This window comes from Exiguobacterium sp. s183, from assembly GCF_018617655.1.
Taxonomy (GTDB): Bacteria; Bacillota; Bacilli; order Exiguobacteriales; family Exiguobacteriaceae; genus Exiguobacterium; species Exiguobacterium aestuarii_A.
The window spans coordinates 923,041-937,447 of record NZ_JACSKN010000001.1 but is presented as its reverse complement, the minus strand read 5'-3'; the positions used below and the strand labels follow the sequence as shown (position 1 = coordinate 937,447).

Below are 14,407 nucleotides of genomic sequence, written 5' to 3'. Positions count from 1 at the left end.
CGTTGCGCATCGATCATCAAGGGGTTTTACCATTCAAAGTGACCGAACAGACGTCGCGACCGCTTTTGCTCGGAAATACAATTGTCGGGAAGGTGCTACAACTTCTGCCCGGCAATGAGGCAGTCATGCAGTTGCCGCAAGGAATCTTTCGGGTCGGTGTCAATGCGAACGTGAAAGAGAACGTGACGTATAAGATGGTCGTCACGGACGTCGAGCCGAAGCTCGTTTTGAAAGTCGTCCCACAAGCGACAGAAGCGCTCATGGCTTCCAAATCACCTCTTCAAACGTTAGGGGAACAACTTGCCCGTTTCATTCGCGAACCGATTCCGACACCAGAATCGGTCAAGACAGCCGGGAAAACGATGCTAGAGAGCGGAGCGGGGTCTGATGTAAAGGCGCTCGTCGGCGAGTTGTTCAAAGCGAAAGGCGAGCCGAAGTTCGAGCAGTTCGTGCGAGCACAGGAAGCGTTCAATGCGACCCAAAGCCCCCCGTTCGTCGCTCAAGCATTTCACATACCGCAATTAGGTCCGTTTGAACACGTTCAACTTCGTTTAGAAGCACCAAAACGAGAGGCGATTGATTCTGATCATGCCCGAATCGTCTTGTTTCTTGAAACGCCACGATTCGGCGAAACGGGAATCGATGTGTTGATTCAAAAAAGGTATGTATCCGTTCGGGTATTTAATGAGCAACATGATTTGAGTCCATACGTCCGTACATACGAACCGCTTCTAAAAGAAGGGTTGAAACGCGTCGATTTCGATTTGTCTTCTTTTTCATACGAAGCAAAGCGTGAGCGTGTGCCAGAAACATTTGCGCCTCTCGGAAAGGTGGATCTCCAAATATGAACGATTCAAAGAAAGCAATTGCTCTGTCATATGAGCAATCAATGGATGCCCCGCACGTCGTGGCGAAAGGGACGGGGATTGTCGCTGAGCGGATGCTTGAGATTGCTCAAGCGAACGGAATTCCTGTTCATGAGGACCCGGCACTCCTATCCTTACTCTCAGCATTGAACATCGAAGAGCAGATTCCGGAGGACGTTTATCAAGTCATTGCCGAACTTTTTGTCTTTCTTTATCAGATGGAACAAGATAAAATTTGATTTGTCTAGGGTTATATGTGAAAAAAAGATGAAAACTTAAAGCAAGAACGATAGACAGCGCTTTCAGTTTTTCGTTACAATAGACGTGCCGATATTAAAGGGGACTAAGGGGGAAAACATATGAATATCCATGAGTATCAGGCGAAAGAATTGCTAAGAGAGTTTGGGGTAGCCGTTCCGACGGGTTATCCAGCCTTTACTGTTGAAGAAGCTGTAGCAGCAGCTGCTAAGCTTGACGGTGAGTTGAAAGTTGTAAAAGCTCAAATCCACGCAGGTGGCCGCGGTAAAGCAGGTGGCGTCAAACTTGCGAAGACAGATGAAGAAGTGAAGCAATACGCGACAGAGATTCTCGGAAAAACGCTCGTGACACACCAAACAGGTCCGGAAGGAAAAGTTGTCCAGCGTCTCTATATCGAAGAAGGTTCTGCGATTGACCAAGAATTTTACTTAGGACTCGTGCTTGACCGTTCGATCGGCCGAATTGTCATCATGGGTTCATCAGAAGGTGGTATGGACATCGAGGAAGTCGCTGAACATACACCTGAGAAGATTCATAAAGAGATCGTCGATCCGGTTGTGGGCTTGCGTCCATTCCAAGCACGTCGTCTCGCATTCAAAATGGAAGTCCCGACGAAACTTGTGAACAAGTTCAGTGACATGGTCATGAAGTTGTACAAAGTATATGTCGAGACAGATTGCACAATCGCGGAAATCAACCCGCTCGTCACGACGAAAGACGGAAACGTCATCGCGCTCGATGCGAAGTTGAACTTCGATAGCAACGCACTTTATCGTCACTCAGATATCCTTTCGCTTCGTGATACGACGGAAGAAGATCCACGTGAAGTCGAGGCATCAAAACATGACCTCAGCTATATCGCACTTGATGGAAACATCGGTTGCCTTGTCAACGGTGCAGGCCTTGCGATGGCAACGATGGATATCATCAAACATTACGGCGCTGAACCCGCTAACTTCCTCGATGTAGGTGGCGGTGCGACAAAAGAAAAAGTTACAGAAGCGTTCAAATTGATTCTGTCTGATGACCAAGTCAAAGGAATCTTCGTTAACATTTTTGGTGGAATCATGAAGTGTGACATCATCGCAGAGGGGATTGTCGCAGCTACGAAAGAAATCGGACTCGACTTGCCACTCGTTGTTCGCTTAGAGGGAACGAACGTTGATGCCGGGAAGCGCATTCTCGATGAATCTGGACTTGCGATCACGACAGCTAGCTCGATGGCTGACGGTGCGGAAAAAATCGCAGCACTTGTTCGATAAGGGGGAAACGACATGAGTATTTGGGCGAATAAAGATACGAAAGTCATCATTCAAGGGATTACAGGGAAGCAAGGTTTGTTCCATGGTGAACAGATGCTTGCTTATAACACGAAATTAGTCGGCGGGGTAACACCAGGTAAAGGTGGTACGACCGTTCTCGACAACGTTCCAGTCTTCAACACTGTCTCTGAGGCGGTCGAGACGACTGGTGCAAACGCATCGATCATCTACGTACCACCAGCTTTCGCAGCTGACTCAATCATGGAAGCAGCGGACAGTGGCATCGAACTCATCATCTGTATCACTGAAGGCATTCCTGTAGTGGACATGATCCAAGTGAAACGCTATCTCGAAGACAAGCCGGCTCGTTTGATCGGACCGAACTGTCCTGGAATCATCACTCCAGGAGAAGCAAAACTTGGAATCATGCCTGGCTATATTCATACGAAAGGGCATGTCGGAATCGTGTCACGTTCTGGAACGCTCACGTATGAGGCGGTTCATCAGTTGACGACGGCAGGAATCGGTCAATCGACAGCTGTCGGAATCGGGGGAGACCCAGTCAACGGAACAAACTTCATCGATACGCTCAAGGCGTTCAACGAAGATGAGGACACGAAAGCTGTCATCATGATCGGGGAAATCGGTGGAACAGCTGAAGAAGAGGCGGCTGAATGGGTGAAAGCGAACATGACGAAACCAGTCATCGGCTTCATCGGCGGACAGACGGCTCCTGAAGGCAAACGTATGGGACATGCCGGCGCAATCATCTCAGGTGGTAAAGGGACGGCTGCTGAAAAGATTAAGACGTTGAACGCGAATGGAATTGAAGTAGCTGAAACACCAGCTGTCATCGGTGAAACGTTGATTCGTGTCTTGAAAAATGAAGGTCTATACGAAGCGTGTGTCACGGGTCAACCGACGACATAAGAATCATGAGGGATGCTTGCATCCCTCATTTTTTTAAAGGAGAGATTGTGATGAATCAAACAATAGCTCGGTTTGCCGCTGCACGAATTCCGGTTGAGTTTGTGCATCATTATTTGAACGGAACGCTAGAAGCACATCGCACTCATTTTTCTTCACATGTCTGGAAGCGAGCTAGTGCTGCGCTCCGATCGTCCGAATCGTTTACTCGATTTGTCACTTGGGAAGATGAAACGTTCCCGAAACGCTTGCTCGAGATTCCCAACCCGCCGTACTGTTTGTTTTACGATGGAGATTTAGAGGTACTACAAGAAAGAACGACCGCGATGGTCGGAAGTCGTGAGTTGAATCGAATTAGTCAATCGTTAGTGCAACACTATCACTCTTTAATAGAAGAAACTGTTTCCGTTTCGGGTGGAGCGCTTGGCATTGATGGTCTCGTCCACCATCATGCAGTAAATGAGAATCGTCCGACCGTGGCGGTGCTCGGAGCTGGACTGAACAACCTCTATCCAGCAGCGAATCGACAGTTGCTCTTACGGATTCCAAAGCAAGGGATTCTCTTGAGTGAGTATGCCCCAAACACACCTGTTCAAAAATTTCAATTTTTGGAAAGAAATCGATTGGTGAGCGGTCTCGGTGACACGCTCGTTGTCTTACAGGCGAGACGAAAGAGCGGAACGATGAATACGGTCGGACACGCGCTAGAGCAGGGAAAGACGGTGTTCGCCGTACCCGGTTCACCGCTTGATCCATTGGCGGAAGGACCGAATCGATTGATTGAAGAAGGCGCGATTCCATTGACGAATTCCGATCAAATTATTCGAGATCTCAGGATTGTACGTTGACAAACCGGTGAGAACATGAATATTATGGTAGGGATTTAAATGACCTCTAAAAGGGGAGCAGATGTATGGCAAAATATTTGGTGATCGTTGAGTCACCTGCGAAAGCAAAAACAATTAAACGTTATTTAGGTCCGAATTATATGGTCAAAGCTTCGATGGGACACGTCATCGATTTACCGAAGAGTCAACTCGGTGTAGACGTCGAACACGACTTTGAACCGAAGTATATTACCATCCGTGGTAAAGGACCCGTATTGAAAGAATTGAAGACAGCGGCGAAAAAAGCCACAAAAATCTTTCTCGCAGCCGACCCCGATAGAGAAGGGGAAGCGATTGCCTGGCATTTGGCTCGCGCTCTCGGCGTAGATGAAACGACTGAATGTCGTGTCGTTTTTAACGAGATCACAAAAGATGCAATTAAAGAATCATTTAAACATCCACGTAAAATCAATCATGACCTCGTCGATGCGCAACAAGCACGACGGATTTTAGATCGTCTCGTCGGATACGGGATGAGTCCGTTATTATGGAAGAAAGTCAAAAAAGGACTATCTGCTGGACGAGTTCAGTCGGTTGCCGTGAAGATGATCATCGACCGTGAACGCGAAATCAATGCGTTCGACCCAGAAGAATATTGGACGATCAAGCTCGACTTGAATCATGATGGGGAAACGTTCGAGACTTCATTTTACGGAAAAGATGGGAAAAAGATGGAATTGAAGTCGGAAGAAGACGCTCAAGCTGTCCTTGATGCCATCAACGACGAATTCAAAGTCATCGACGTGACGAAGAAAGAACGTAAACGCAACGCTTCGTTGCCGTTCACGACAAGTTCGTTGCAACAAGATGCGGCACGTAAATTGAATTTCCGTGCGAAGAAGACGATGATGCTCGCCCAACAATTATATGAAGGAATCGACCTCGGTAAGAAAGAGGGGACGGTCGGTTTGATTACGTATATGCGTACAGACTCGACACGAATCTCGGACTTGGCGAAGGGAGAGGCGAAAGAATACATCGAATCGACATTCGGTGAAGAATACGTCGCCTCACAGAAGCAAAAGGAAAAGAAAGCGGCAAACGCGCAAGATGCGCACGAAGCGATTCGTCCGACATCGGCACTCCGCGACCCTGCTTCTTTAAAACCTTATTTGTCTCGTGACCAGTTGCGCCTTTATAAATTGATTTGGGAACGTTTGATTGCGAGTCAAATGGCACCTGCCGTACTCGATACCGTCAAGATCGATGTAGAATCGAACGGAATGATCTTCCGTGCGAATGGCTCGACCGTCAAATTCCCAGGTTTCATGAAAGTATATATCGAATCGAAAGATGATGATATCGAGGATACGAACCAAGAGAAAGAGGGCTTGTTACCACCTCTTGAAGTCGAGGATACGGTCAGCTTTGAAGCGATTGAGCCGAAGCAACACTTCACGCAACCACCGCCGCGTTACACGGAAGCACGACTCGTCCGTGCGATGGAAGAGCTCGGTATCGGTCGCCCGTCGACATATGCCCCTACACTTGACACGATTCAACGTCGTGGCTATGTCGTCTTAGAAGAGAAGAAGTTCCTTCCGACTGAGCTGGGTGAACTCGTCATTGAAATGATTGATGAATATTTCAATGACTTCATCACCGTCCAGTTCACGGCCGACATGGAAACGCTCCTTGACTCGATTGAGCATAAAGAAGTGGAGTGGACGGAAGTCGTCGCCCCGATCTATCGTTCGTTCGAGAAACGCTTGAAGCGTGCCGAAGAAGAAATCGAAAAGATTGAAGTGAAAGATGAGCCTGCGGGAATCGATTGTGAAGTTTGTGGTTCACCGATGGTCATCAAGATGGGTCGATACGGTAAGTTTATGGCTTGCTCGAACTTCCCAAACTGTACGAACACGAAACCAGTTCAAGTTGAGATTGGTGTCCCTTGCCCAGACTGTAAGGACGGACAAATCGTGGAACGTCGTAGTAAAAAAGGTCGCCTCTTCTATGGCTGCTCGAACTATCCAGAATGTGAGTTCGTCTCATGGGATAAACCGGTTGCGAAACCGTGCCCAGTATGCGACAGTTTGATGGTCGAGAAGAAAATTAAAGACGGCGTGAAATATCAATGTACGAAATGTACCCATACCGAGGTACATCAGCAAGAGGAGGATTAATGTTGCAACAACGTGTAACTGTAATCGGAGCCGGCTTGGCCGGTTCCGAAGCAGCTTGGCAACTCGCCAAGCGTGGCATTCAAGTAGATTTGTATGAAATGAGACCGGTCCGTCAAACACCGGCGCACCACACGGATCAATTCGCAGAACTCGTTTGTTCGAACTCGCTTCGGGCGAACGGGCTTCAAAACGCGGTCGGTGTCTTGAAAGAAGAGATGCGTACACTTGACTCACTCATCTTGAAAGCGGCAGATACGGCAAGCGTCCCAGCTGGCGGCGCCCTTGCTGTCGACCGACATGAGTTTGCTGGGTTCATCACTGAGAAGTTGAAGAACCATGAAAACGTCACGGTGCATACCGAGGAATTAAAAGAAATTCCTGAAGGGATTGTCATCGTCGCGACAGGGCCATTGACGTCTCCGGATTTATCGGCATCGCTCAAAGCGTTCACAGGGGAAGATTATCTTTACTTCTACGATGCGGCCGCTCCGATTCTAGATGGCGATACGATCGATCGCGATAAAGTATACTTGAAGTCGCGCTATGATAAAGGTGAAGCCGCTTACTTGAACTGCCCGATGACAGAAGAAGAGTTTGACGTCTTTTACGAGGAATTGATCAAGGCGGAAGTCGTTCCGTTAAAAGAGTTCGAAAAAGAGATTTACTTCGAAGGTTGTATGCCGTTTGAAGTCATGGCTGAGCGTGGGAAGAAGACACTTCTCTTCGGACCGATGAAGCCGGTCGGTCTAGAAGATCCGAAGACGGGTAAACGTCCGTATGCGGTCGTTCAACTTCGTCAGGACAACTCGGCAGGAACGCTTTATAACTTGGTCGGCTTCCAGACGCATTTGAAGTGGGGCGAACAGAAACGTATCATCCGTCTCATCCCTGGACTCGAAAATGCAGATATCGTTCGTTACGGTGTCATGCACCGCAACACGTTCATCAATTCGCCGAGCTTGTTGAAACCGACGTATCAGGCGCGCACGCGTGACACATTATTCTTTGCCGGTCAGATGACGGGAGTAGAAGGATATGTGGAGTCAGCAGCGTCAGGATTGTTGGCGGGAATCAATGCAGCGAAGATGATCGCAGGAGAAGAGCTCGTCGTTTTACCACGTGAAACGATGCTCGGTTCGATGGCGCACTACATCACGACAGCGGACGGGAAGCATTTCCAACCGATGAATGCGAACTTTGGATTGGTCCCATCTTTAGAGGACGCTCCGAAGAAAATGAAAAAACAAGAGCGGTACGAGCGTTACGCCAACCGTGCTTTAGAAACGATTCAACAGTTTAAGGACCTTTGAACAGGAGAGCCAGTTTTTGGCTCTTTTGTTTTGAAATAAAGTTTCAATTGTGTATTTTGTTTCATACTTTGAAAATTTTCAGATTATTGAACGACTATCTATTGTCACTGTACATTCTGTATGCTATGCTAATTTCGATTTGACGAGAACATGCGTTTTTACGTGTCATCGAGGAGGCGATAAAATGGGATTCTTAGAGGATCGACAATCATTTTTACGCTACTGCCAAATTGAACGTCGACTGTCTCCTCATACGAAACGCTCCTACGAGCAAACGCTCGACCAGTACGCCGCATATTGCCAATCGACGCATCAAGATCCCTACGATGCACAGACGGCGCGGCGTTATTTATATGTCCTTTATGAGAAGCAATTGGCCGCGTCTACAGTGTCCCAAAAAGTATCTTGCCTTAAACAGTTCGGTAAATATATGGCGAGAGAACATGGGGGAGAGCCCTTGTTCCACGACCTGACTTCACCGAAAAAGCGACAATCCTTGCCGACGTTCGCCGTACCGTCTGAAGTCGAACGGTTGTTAGAGGCGGCTTCCATGCAAGACGACCCTTTTTTACAGGCGAGAGACGTCGCCATCATTGAGGTGTTGTATGGAACGGGAATCCGTGTCGCAGAGCTTTGTGGGATGAACCTATCTTCCTTTGACGATGTCTTATCTTTCGTCCATGTGATGGGGAAAGGAAAGAAAGAACGGTACGTTCCAATCGGTCAATATGCCGTACAAGCATTGAAGCGCTATGTAGAAATACGGAAAGATGTCGGACTCCCGACGGAAAGCGCATTATTTTTGAGTCAAAAAGGGAATCGGATGACAACAGACCAAATTCGGTATGTCATGAAGCGCTTGAGAAAAGACAGTGGGGTACATAAGCCGTTGACCCCGCACTCGTTGCGACATAGCTTTGCAACGGACCTATTGGAGCGGGGAGCGGATTTGCGCGCTGTCCAAGAGTTGCTCGGTCACGAGTCCTTGTCGACGACCGGACGCTATACCCACGTATCGACTGAACGATTACGTTCGATTTATCAAGCGACACATCCAAGAAAGTAGGAGGTTACGATATGTTTCATGCAACAACGATTTTTGCAGTTCGACACAATGGCCAGTGCGCGATGAGTGGAGATGGCCAAGTCACATTCGGGAATGCCGTCATCATGAAAAACAAAGCGAAGAAAGTCAGACGCTTATACGGCGGGAAAGTCGTTGCCGGTTTTGCAGGCAGTGTAGCCGATGCTTTCACATTGTTTGAAAAGTTTGAATCGAAACTTGAAATGTATAACGGTAACTTACCGCGTGCCGCGGTCGAGCTTGCCAAAGAGTGGCGCGGCGATAAAATCTTGCGGCAACTCGAGGCGCTTTTGATTGTGATGGATGCTGACCATTTACTGCTCGTCTCTGGGAATGGAGAAGTGATTGAGCCGGATGACGGGATCCTTGCAATCGGTTCGGGTGGTAATTACGCACTCGCAGCAGGGCGTGCACTCGTCCGCCATTCCGCTGAGAAGTCAGCGGAAGAAATCGCACGAGCCGCTCTCGAGATTGCCGGTGAGCTTTGCGTGTATACGAATGATCAAGTCATTGTAGAAACGATCGGAGGCGATGCTGAATGAATCGAGAGTTGACACCAAGACAAATCGTATCGGAACTGGACAAGTTCGTAATCGGTCAGAAGGACGCCAAACGAGCTGTATCGATTGCATTGCGTAATCGTTATCGTCGTCAGAAATTAAGTGCAGACCTTCGTGATGAAGTCACACCGAAAAACATTTTGATGATCGGACCGACTGGGGTCGGGAAGACCGAAATCGCACGTCGTTTAGCGAAGTTGGTCGGGGCACCGTTCGTCAAAGTGGAAGCGACGAAATTTACGGAAGTCGGTTACGTCGGTCGTGATGTCGAGTCGATGGTACGAGATCTCGTCGAAGCATCCGTTCGTCTCGTGAAAGAAGAGAAGAAAGAAGACGTGAAGGAGCCGGCAGAGCGAGCAGCGACAGAACGATTGCTAGATGCCTTACAAGGGAAAGCGAAAGCTACACCAAGTGCATCAAACCCGTTCGAGGCGCTGTTCGGTGGGCAGACACAACAGCCTGAATCCACAACGGATACGTCAAAGAATGATCGGGCACAGCTTCGCCGTCTTCTCGAGCTCGGTGAACTAGAAGACCGAGTCATCGAAGTTGAGCTTGAAGAAAAGCAAACGATGGATTTGTTCCAAGGGCAAGGAATGGAAGGGTTATCGAACCTTCAAGATATGCTCGGACAAATCGTTCCGAAGAAACGGAAGCAACGGAAGTTGACCGTCCGTGAAGCGAGACCGCTTCTCATAGCGGAAGAAGCTGAAAATCTTCTGGATTTGAACGAAGTACATGATGAAGCGGTGCAACGTAGTGAACAGATGGGCATCATCTTCGTCGATGAAATCGATAAGATTGCAACGAAGTCGCAAGACCATGCTGGTGTCTCTCGTGAAGGCGTGCAGCGCGATATCCTTCCGATTGTCGAAGGGTCAACGGTCGTCACGAAGTACGGACCGGTCAAAACCGATCACGTTCTCTTCATCGCAGCTGGAGCGTTCCATATGGCCAAACCGTCTGATTTGATTCCGGAGTTGCAAGGACGCTTCCCGATTCGTGTCGAATTGAACAGCTTGACGGAAGAGGACTTCGTCAAAATCTTGACAGAGCCATCTCAGGCGTTAATCAAACAATATACCGCATTATTGGAATCGGAAGAAATCACGGTCCGATTCACGCATGAAGCGATTGAAGAAATCGCAAAAATTGCGACACATGTCAATCGCGAGACCGATGACATCGGCGCGCGTCGCCTTTATACTATTATGGAGCGCGTGTTAGAAGATCTTTCATTTGAAGCGGCAGATATGCCGCAAACAAGCGTGGAGATCACTCCCGCTTATGTACAAGCTAAAGTTGGGTCGATCGCGGATGATCGAGACCTCAGCCAATATATTTTATAAGATTCTGTATGCACATACAGGGAGGAAATAGACATTATGAATTTACTAGACAAAACTCGCCAATTAAACACGATGCTTCAACAAGAAGCGAGTGCGCACGTTGATTTTAAAGAAATGGCGGATAAAATGCGTGAAGTGCTTGAATCCAATACGTTTATCGTGAGCCGTCGTGGTCGCCTACTTGGCTTTGCGATCAAACAACAGATTGAGAATGACCGCATGAAGGCATTTCTCGTTGACCGACAGTTCCCAGAACCATATGCATCAAACTTGTTCAATGTGAAAGAAACGACAGCGAACATCGATATTGACAGCGAGTATACAGCGTTCCCTGTAGAGAACCACGATTTGTTCCTCAACTCAAAGACGACGATTGTCCCAATCATCGGTGGTGGAGAGCGTCTTGGGACGCTCGTGTTAGGTCGATTGGCTAACGAGTTCACAGAAGATGACCTCGTCCTCGCAGAATATAGTGCGACGGTCGTTGGCATGGAGATCCTTCGTGAGAAGGCGGCAGAAGCAGAAACGTCAGCCCGTAAAAAAGCTGTCGTTCAAATGGCAATCAATTCATTGTCGTATTCAGAGCTTGAAGCGATTGAACACATTTTCGAAGAGCTCGGCGGAAACGAAGGGTTGTTAGTTGCTTCCAAAATTGCCGACCGTGTGGGAATCACACGTTCTGTTATCGTGAACGCACTTCGGAAACTAGAAAGTGCAGGTGTCATTGAATCACGTTCGTTAGGAATGAAGGGAACGTATATCAAGATATTAAATGATAACTTCTTGTTTGAATTGCAAAAACTGAAATCAAACTGAAACACAACTTTAGATGTGTATTTTCCATTGAAAACACTATAAAAAGGGACTTTGTTCCTAAAAAACCGCTTTCTTCATTGAAGAAGCGGTTTTTTTTAGTGCAAAAGTAATCATTTTCAGAATTTGTCGTTAATTCGACAAAAAGATACGAAGCCATTTACCTATGTTTTAAAAAATATCTTTCAGAACTGTTACAGATTTGTTTCAATGAAATAGTGGAATTTCCAAATCAGGTATATATCAGTAATGAGTATATGAAAGCGAGTGAACGCCGTGAATTGGATTGGTAGTGACTATCAATTACTCAAGCAAGCCGTCAATCATGCAGTCCTCAATCAAAAAGTGATTAGTCATAATCTTTCGAATATCGACACGCCAAACTTCAAAGCAAAGCAAGCCGTATTTGAACAGACGCTCCAAAGTGAAATGCGACTGAAGCTCCAAGGTGGGCGCCCGAGTGATTCGACGCAGTCTACTGTCATTGATCGTGCAGGTGGAGCGATGCGAAGTGATGGCAACAACGTCGACTTAGATTATGAGATGAGTGAACTGGCACGTAATCAACTCCAGTATGAGGCGATGATGGAGCAATTAAATCGTAGGCTAGGTGGATTGAAGTCTGTTATTCGAGGAGGTCGCTAATCGATGGGAATGTTTGATAGTTTTCATATTTCAGCTACTGCCTTAACGTCTCAACGTTTACGAATGGATACCGTATCGGCGAACATCGCCAACGCCCAGACGACTCGAGGGAAACTTGTCGATGGGGAGTGGCAACCGTATACGAGAAAGATGACGGTGTTACAGGAAGCACCTTTCCGTAAACAGTTAAACACCGTCAATGGTGGGGTCCAGGTAGCTCAAATCATTGAAGACGATGCGCCGTATAAGCTTGCCTACAATCCGAGTCATCCTGATGCAGACGAGCGGGGGTATGTTCAAATGCCGAACGTTGATCTACTCAAAGAAATGGTCGACCTTATGGGTGCGACCCGCTCTTACGAAGCAAACATTGCCGCGATGAACGCATCAAAAGCAATGCTCGTCAAAGCGATGGAGATTGGAAAAGGATAAGGAGTGACGAAAGATGCAAATTAATCCGATTCAATTGATGAGCCCAGAGATCACGCCATCAATGAACAAAACGAACCCATCTCAATTTGGGTCATATTTGAATGAAGCGATGAATGCGTTGAACGAGACACAACAAGCAACGAGTCAAGCCCGTCAAGATTTAGCTGTCGGGAAAGCTGACCTTCATCAAGTTATGATCCAAAGTGAAGAGTCGTCGATTGCGATGCAACTTGCCATCGAGGTGAGGAACAAGGCTGTTGAAGCCTATCAAGAAATGATGCGAATGCAAGTTTAATTGTAGAGGATGACAAGTTGCGATGAATGAACAATTAAAAGAACGATTCAAATCAATGACCGATGGGCTGAAATCGATGCCAAAGAAGCGAAAACTCGTTTGGGGTATTTCCATCGCGGTCATTTTAATCGCGGCACTCTTACTCACTTTCTTCCTTGCACGACCAAATATGGCACCTTTGTACACGAACTTATCCGCACAAGAAGCGGGGGAAGTGACAGAGAAACTGACAGCGGACGGTGTGAAGTCGGAAATTAAAGCGACTTCGAACGGGGTCAGTGTATATGTGCCAAATGAAATGGTCGACCAATTGAAAGTGAGCCTTGCCGCGGCCGGGATTCCAAAATCCGGGTCGATTGACTATAGTTTCTTCAGTGAAAATGCTGGTTTCGGAACAACAGACCGAGAAATGGCGGTCATTGAACGAAGTGCGATGCAGACGGAACTCGAGCGGCTCATTACTCAAATCGAAGGAATCAACCAAGCGAAAGTCATCATCTCGCTTCCTGAGAAGTCAGTCTTTTTAGCGGAAGACCAAGGTGAGCCGACAGCCTCGATCGTGTTAAATATCGGAGCAGGAACGAATCTAGAACCAAACACGGTCAAAGGTCTTTACCATTTGATCAGTAAAAGTGTCCCGAACTTAAAACCTGAGAACATCTCAATCATGGACCAATACTTTACGTATTATGACCTTGATCAAACCGTTGTGGCGGGTGGCTCTTCCACTGATCCGTTGGCACTGAAACGTCAAGTTGAAAAAGACGTCCGTCAACAAATTCAGCAGATGTTATCTGTTCTTCTTGGTGAACGAAGCGTTCTTGTCTCTGTCACAGCAGATATTGATACGACTCAGACGGCCGAAGAACAAAACCTTGTTACGCCAGTCAATGAAGAAAACATGGAAGGTATCGTGACGTCGGCTGAACGAATTGCAGAGGCGTATACGGGCGGTACGGGAACGGCGACAGAAGCGACTGGGACCGGTGAGAATGACACGATCAACTTCCCTGCTGCTACAGGTGACAGCACAGAAGAAAGTGAAAAAAATCATGAAATCATCAACTATGAAGTGAATCGCATTACGAAACAGATTCAAAATGCACCGTACACCATCCGCGACCTTGGGGTGCAATTGATTGTAGAACCACCAGACGGTGCGACGAGTATTGACCCACAGCTTGAAGGTGACCTGGAGACGATGATGTATTCCATCATACGAACATCACTAGCGAAAACGGACGAAGCCATCACAGATGCGGAGCTTGAACAAAAAGTAGTCGTTGTTTCGAGACCGTTCGCTGAGGCAGAAGAGGTGGCAACGACAGAGCAGCCTACACCATGGTGGATGTACGCGGCAGCAGCTGGAGCAGTCGTTTTACTTGCCCTGATCTTCTTCGCAATGCGTAGACGCAAACAAGAAGTAGGGGAAGAGACGAACGAGTGGGAAGTTCCATATGAAGATGAAGTGCCTGACCTAGACCTCGAGGAACGAGGCGAAGGGGCTGTGAAGAAGAAACAGTTAGAAAAATTAGCTGAAAGTAATCCAGAAGAGTTTGCTAAACTACTTCGTACTTGGATGTCTGAGGAGTGAGT

Annotated in this window: 15 protein-coding genes; all 15 read left to right on the top strand. The window is 47.4% G+C overall.

The window, feature by feature from the left end; all coding sequences use genetic code 11:
- The first annotated feature begins 2 nt into the window (after window positions 1–2).
- The 15 genes from KNP62_RS05005 to fliF all read left to right on the top strand — a co-directional run bounded on the left by KNP62_RS05005 (window position 3) and on the right by fliF (window position 14,405).
- The gene (locus KNP62_RS05005; RefSeq protein ID WP_214783791.1) at window positions 3–848 is read left to right on the top strand and encodes a hypothetical protein; all 846 of its coding nucleotides are present in this window, start codon (window positions 3–5) and stop codon (window positions 846–848) included.
- Window positions 845–1,105 carry an EscU/YscU/HrcU family type III secretion system export apparatus switch protein gene (locus tag KNP62_RS05000; RefSeq protein WP_214783788.1) on the top strand — a complete coding sequence of 87 codons (261 nt, stop codon included), beginning with the start codon at window positions 845–847 and terminating at the stop codon, window positions 1,103–1,105. Before KNP62_RS05005 ends, KNP62_RS05000 begins: the two co-directional genes overlap by 4 nt.
- A 120-nt stretch (window positions 1,106–1,225) precedes the next feature.
- Window positions 1,226–2,386 (top strand): ADP-forming succinate--CoA ligase subunit beta, encoded by a 1,161-nt coding sequence (gene sucC / locus KNP62_RS04995; RefSeq protein WP_074034761.1) that lies wholly within the window; start codon window positions 1,226–1,228, stop codon window positions 2,384–2,386.
- A gap of 12 nt (window positions 2,387–2,398) precedes the next feature.
- Window positions 2,399–3,316 carry a succinate--CoA ligase subunit alpha gene (sucD, locus tag KNP62_RS04990; protein ID WP_074034760.1) on the top strand — a complete coding sequence of 306 codons (918 nt, stop codon included), beginning with the start codon at window positions 2,399–2,401 and terminating at the stop codon, window positions 3,314–3,316.
- A gap of 50 nt (window positions 3,317–3,366) precedes the next feature.
- A complete protein-coding gene (dprA, locus tag KNP62_RS04985; RefSeq protein ID WP_214783785.1) occupies window positions 3,367–4,161 on the top strand; it encodes a DNA-processing protein DprA in 795 nt (264 codons plus the stop codon).
- Window positions 4,162–4,226: 65 nt separating this feature from the next.
- Window positions 4,227–6,323: a type I DNA topoisomerase gene (gene topA, locus KNP62_RS04980; protein ID WP_214745468.1), complete on the top strand. Its 2,097-nt coding sequence runs from the start codon at window positions 4,227–4,229 to the stop codon at window positions 6,321–6,323.
- Window positions 6,323–7,633, top strand: a complete 1,311-nt coding sequence (gene trmFO / locus KNP62_RS04975; protein WP_214691808.1) for an FADH(2)-oxidizing methylenetetrahydrofolate--tRNA-(uracil(54)-C(5))-methyltransferase TrmFO — start codon at window positions 6,323–6,325, stop codon at window positions 7,631–7,633. The genes topA and trmFO overlap by 1 nt, the downstream gene beginning before the upstream one ends.
- Before the next feature lie 184 nt (window positions 7,634–7,817).
- Entirely contained in the window at window positions 7,818–8,699 is an 882-nt protein-coding gene (locus KNP62_RS04970; protein ID WP_214783782.1) for a tyrosine-type recombinase/integrase, read from the top strand.
- 11 nt (window positions 8,700–8,710) lie between these two features.
- A complete protein-coding gene (gene hslV / locus KNP62_RS04965) occupies window positions 8,711–9,259 on the top strand; it encodes an ATP-dependent protease subunit HslV (protein WP_074034743.1) in 549 nt (182 codons plus the stop codon).
- Window positions 9,256–10,626, top strand: a complete 1,371-nt coding sequence (gene hslU / locus KNP62_RS04960) for an ATP-dependent protease ATPase subunit HslU (protein ID WP_214745463.1) — start codon at window positions 9,256–9,258, stop codon at window positions 10,624–10,626. The genes hslV and hslU overlap by 4 nt, the downstream gene beginning before the upstream one ends.
- Before the next feature lie 36 nt (window positions 10,627–10,662).
- Window positions 10,663–11,442, top strand: coding sequence for a GTP-sensing pleiotropic transcriptional regulator CodY (codY, locus tag KNP62_RS04955; RefSeq protein WP_214691812.1), 780 nt, complete (start codon window positions 10,663–10,665; stop codon window positions 11,440–11,442).
- Between the two features lie 273 nt (window positions 11,443–11,715).
- Entirely contained in the window at window positions 11,716–12,084 is a 369-nt protein-coding gene (gene flgB, locus KNP62_RS04950) for a flagellar basal body rod protein FlgB (protein WP_074035320.1), read from the top strand.
- Between the two features lie 3 nt (window positions 12,085–12,087).
- A complete protein-coding gene (gene flgC / locus KNP62_RS04945) occupies window positions 12,088–12,516 on the top strand; it encodes a flagellar basal body rod protein FlgC (RefSeq protein WP_214783779.1) in 429 nt (142 codons plus the stop codon).
- A gap of 13 nt (window positions 12,517–12,529) precedes the next feature.
- On the top strand, window positions 12,530–12,811 hold the full coding sequence (gene fliE, locus KNP62_RS04940; RefSeq protein WP_214760359.1) for a flagellar hook-basal body complex protein FliE: 282 nt from the start codon (window positions 12,530–12,532) through the stop codon (window positions 12,809–12,811).
- 22 nt (window positions 12,812–12,833) lie between these two features.
- A complete protein-coding gene (fliF, locus tag KNP62_RS04935) occupies window positions 12,834–14,405 on the top strand; it encodes a flagellar basal-body MS-ring/collar protein FliF (RefSeq protein ID WP_214783777.1) in 1,572 nt (523 codons plus the stop codon).
- Window positions 14,406–14,407 lie beyond the last annotated feature (2 nt).